Here is a 3,998-nt window from a genome sequence, read left to right on the forward strand (position 1 = left end):
AATTTTTTCAGACAATAAGTCTTGACGGGGGGGGACATCTGTATTATAATGGAATCAGCAGCAAGAGTTTGCAGATTGCTTTATGACAGTACTAAGGATTTTGCAATCTGCATTTCCTCCTCTTGCTGTGTTGAATACGTTTATAAATTGCCCGCGGTGGATACCGGCAAAGAAGTACAGAGGAAACAAGGCAACTCTTGCACAGACTTTACTGAAGTTTCCCTTAGGGTGATTTGTAAAAATAAAAATTGGCAGTCGACAATACTGCCGGATTTCCTAAGGGAGGAAAAGAAAATGAAAAAATCTTTAGTTCTCGCAATGGCAATGGCTCTTGGCGTAACCGCTTCCGCTTACGCTGCTAACCCCTTCTCTGACGTACCTGCTGGCCACTGGGCTTATGACAGCATCAACAAACTGGCTGCTGCTGGCGTAATCGAAGGCTACGGCGACTCCACCTTCGGTGGCGACAAGCTGATGACTCGTTATGAAATGGCTCAAATCGTTGCTAAAGCAATGGCAAAAGGCGCTAATGTTGACAAACTGGCTGCTGAATTTGCTGACGAGCTGGACAACTTGGGTGTTCGCGTTGCTAACCTGGAGAAAAAAGCTGACAATGTAAAAATTACCGGCAACATCCGTTACAACTATGCTGACTATGATGAAGACGGTTACAAAACCGGTCTGCGTTCCCGTATCTGGGTAAAAGGCCAAATCAATGATGATTGGACCTACACCGGCATGCTGCAAAACGTACAAAACCTGAAAAACAACGCTGGCGATGAGAAAACTGATTTCCAACGCGCTTATGTTGATGGTAAAATCGGTGGCTTAGCTGTTGAAGCTGGTCGTCTGCCGCTGAATCTGGTTGATGGCAACCTGTATGACACCCGTGCTGACGGCGTTGTTGCTTCCTATGGCAAAGACGTTAAAGTAACCGGTTTCTATGCTAAACCGACTGACCAAGGTAAAGCTCTGAGCTCTACTGTAGATCTCGAATATGATAATGTTTACGGTGCAAAAGTTGACGCTAAATTTGGCGTTGTAGCTGCAACCGCTGGTTACACTGTATTCAAAGATGGCACTTTCACTGATGGTGCATTCTCCGAAAAATGGGATGACAACAAGATCTGGAATGTTGGCGTAGCATTTGATCTGGCTAAAGACCTGAACCTGACTGCTAACTACATGGATTCTGACCAAGAAATCTATGGTGATGACGATGCTTTCGTTATCGGTCTGTCCTATGCTGGTGCTAAAGCTGCTAAAGAAGGTTCCTTCGGCGTTTACGGCAAATACTATGACCAAGCTCGTTCCACCGTTGTTGCTCACACCATGAACGGTGCATACGGCAACCATGGCTTCAAAGGCTACATGGTAGGCGCTAACTACACCTTCGCTAAGAACATCGTTGGTGCTGTTGAATACTATGACCTGGAAGACAAATGGAACCACTCCGATATTAACACTCTGTGGAGCCAAGTAGTATTCACTTTCTAATTTGGCTTTACGTCAATCCGCTGAAAAGCAAAAAATCGCATATGCATAAATTAAAAGAGGACGGTGCGCACCGTCCTCTTTTTGACGTGAGCACCAAGCAACAAAGCACATGATTTAAGTATGATTTACTTGCCAACCCTCCTCAATAATGCTAAAATCAAATAAACAGCGAGGCTACAAATGCCTGCAAGTTATTTTTTGGAGGAATATATTATGAAGAAAATAGCAATTCTGCGCTGCCTGAAAACCTCCGCATCCTGTGCGGGAGCAGGCTGCTTGCGTGCTTTTTATGAAAAGGACAAAGCTTTTGCACAGTATGGAGATGAAGAGCTGCGCCTGATGGCGATGTGGACCTGTAACGGCTGTGGCGATTCCATGCTGGAAAACCAGGAAGGTATCCGTAAAAAAATTGAACGTATGAAGGCTCTGGAGCTGGATGCGCTGCATATCAGCCACTGCACGCACAAAAAGGATGCCAATGGCGAAAAGCATCTCTGTCCTAAAATTAAAGCGATTATCGATGAACTGCAGGAAGCAGGTATCACCATCGTAGACGGCACTCACTGAAAAATATATAAAGTTTGGCAAAGCAACAGTCAGTAATGGCTGTTGCTTTTCACTTTATCAACTTAAAAAAATCTCCTGTGGCAGGATTTTTTACACACCCTAACGAATAAATATAACTATGATTCCGAATACGAAAGGGGTAAGAAAATGAGAGAAGCCGTAAAAAAGTATATTGCCGAGCATTATGAGGATTATGTGAAGGATTTGGAAGCCTTGACAAATATTGATTCCGGTAATGGTGACAGAGAGGGCACAGAGGCAGCAAATAAATTTGTTGCTGAAAAAATGACAGCTATCGGTGCTGCCACGGAGTTCAGATATAATGACAGAGCCTGCCATCTGATTTCCCGCTTAAAGGGAACAGGCAAATACACGATTCTGCTTGTTGCCCATGTCGATACAGTATTTAAAAAGGGTGAAGCTGCACGTCGTCCGTTCCGTGTTGACGAGAATAACTTTGCCTGGGGACCGGGTGTGGGTGATGACAAGGCTACCGTTGTAGAGGTTATATATGGCTTGGAAGCCTTGAAGGCTGCAGGCTTTGATAATTTTAAGGAAATTATTTATTACACCAACGGTGAAGAAGAAGGTGGCAGCAAGACTGCCGAGGATATCGTGGCAGAGCTGTCGCAGCAGTCCGATTTTGCGATTATCATGGACGTTGCCCGTCCGAACTGGGGCATTGTTACCCAGCGCAAGGGCAATGCCAAATATCGCGTTGAGGTTACCGGTAAGGGCGGACACCACGGCAACGCATCTCAATCCTGCGCCAACGCTATTCACCAGCTGGCATACACGATTACCGAGCTGCAGAAGCTTGCCAGCCCCATGCCGGGGAATCCGGAGGATTATACGGCAGCAGCGCTGAAGGCGCGCGGCATTGTTGATGCAGGTCAGTTTATTCCACAGAATACCGTCAATGTTGGCGTAATCGGTTCTACCAATGACAAAATCAGCGTTATTCCGGGTGATGCCTTCTGCGAGGTAAATATCCGTTGCTTTACGATTGAAGAACAGCAGCGCATTGATGCTGAGGTTAAGGCATTGGCAGATAAGGTTGTTATCCCCGGCACCAGCATTAAAATTACCGGCGGCATTGTTACCGGTCCGATGCAGAAAACTGCGCAGGCACAGAAGATGGTTGATGTGTATAAGCGCATCGTTAAAGATGAATACGGTGCTGAGGTAAACGAATGGGTAGCAGGCGGACTCACCGACGGCAACCGCACAGCGAAGTTCGTACCGACGCTGGATGCTTTGGGCGTAGAAAACTATGATGAGCATACAGACCATGAATCTGTAGATTTGAACACCGCAGTTCCCAGAACTACAGCCTTTGCACTGACTCTGGCTGAGCTGGCAGAAACCTTCTGATAAAAATATTATAATGAGTCAAAAGCTTTCCCCGCGTATTTAATTTACGTCGGGGAAACTTTTTTGCTATATTCTGACTTTCTGCCAACCTTTATATGTTTTACATAATGACTAGACACTGCACTTGTGGTATAATAAAATAGTTAAAATCTTACAGATAAGGTGTGATGATATGTCGAAACAAAGTAATAAATATGCAGGTGATCAGCCTGCCGCTTACGATCCTACGGGCATAAGCGAGTATCTTGGCCTGGGACGCCCGATTGACTTTGACAAAAAGCCGGTGCGTATTGCGATGATGTGCGCTGTTGCTATTTCCGTTGTGGTAACGCTGTGGAAATGCTCTACCGGTATGGATTCCGGTGCTGCTGTAGTAAGTGCTTTGGGCTATGCTTTATCCTTCCTCTTCAGCTATATGCTGGCTCTGGAGCTTGACCCTGACCGTCAGCTCGGCGGTTTCATCGGCGGCGGTCTGACGCTGATAGCAACTTATTTTATGGGCGAGGGCAATATCCTGGTGATGCTGTGGCTGCTCTTTATCCTGCGTATGCTGAACCGCA

Annotated in this window: 4 protein-coding genes; all 4 read left to right on the forward strand. The window is 46.0% G+C overall.

Annotated elements, in window-relative coordinates:
- Window positions 1-294 precede the first annotated feature (294 nt).
- Window positions 295-1,497, forward strand: a complete 1,203-nt coding sequence (locus BN587_RS10420; RefSeq protein WP_021721085.1) for an S-layer homology domain-containing protein — start codon at window positions 295-297, stop codon at window positions 1,495-1,497.
- A gap of 213 nt (window positions 1,498-1,710) precedes the next feature.
- Window positions 1,711-2,064 carry a CGGC domain-containing protein gene (locus tag BN587_RS10425; protein ID WP_044484899.1) on the forward strand — a complete coding sequence of 118 codons (354 nt, stop codon included), beginning with the start codon at window positions 1,711-1,713 and terminating at the stop codon, window positions 2,062-2,064.
- Between the two features lie 147 nt (window positions 2,065-2,211).
- Window positions 2,212-3,438 carry a M20/M25/M40 family metallo-hydrolase gene (locus BN587_RS10430; RefSeq protein ID WP_021721087.1) on the forward strand — a complete coding sequence of 409 codons (1,227 nt, stop codon included), beginning with the start codon at window positions 2,212-2,214 and terminating at the stop codon, window positions 3,436-3,438.
- A 172-nt stretch (window positions 3,439-3,610) separates the two neighbouring features.
- Window positions 3,611-3,998 (forward strand): hypothetical protein (locus tag BN587_RS10435; RefSeq protein WP_303684973.1); only part of this gene is annotated, 388 nt, incomplete at its 3' end.

It is taken from the genome of Phascolarctobacterium succinatutens CAG:287 (assembly GCF_000434895.1).
Lineage (GTDB): Bacteria > Bacillota > Negativicutes > Acidaminococcales > Acidaminococcaceae > Phascolarctobacterium_A > Phascolarctobacterium_A succinatutens_A.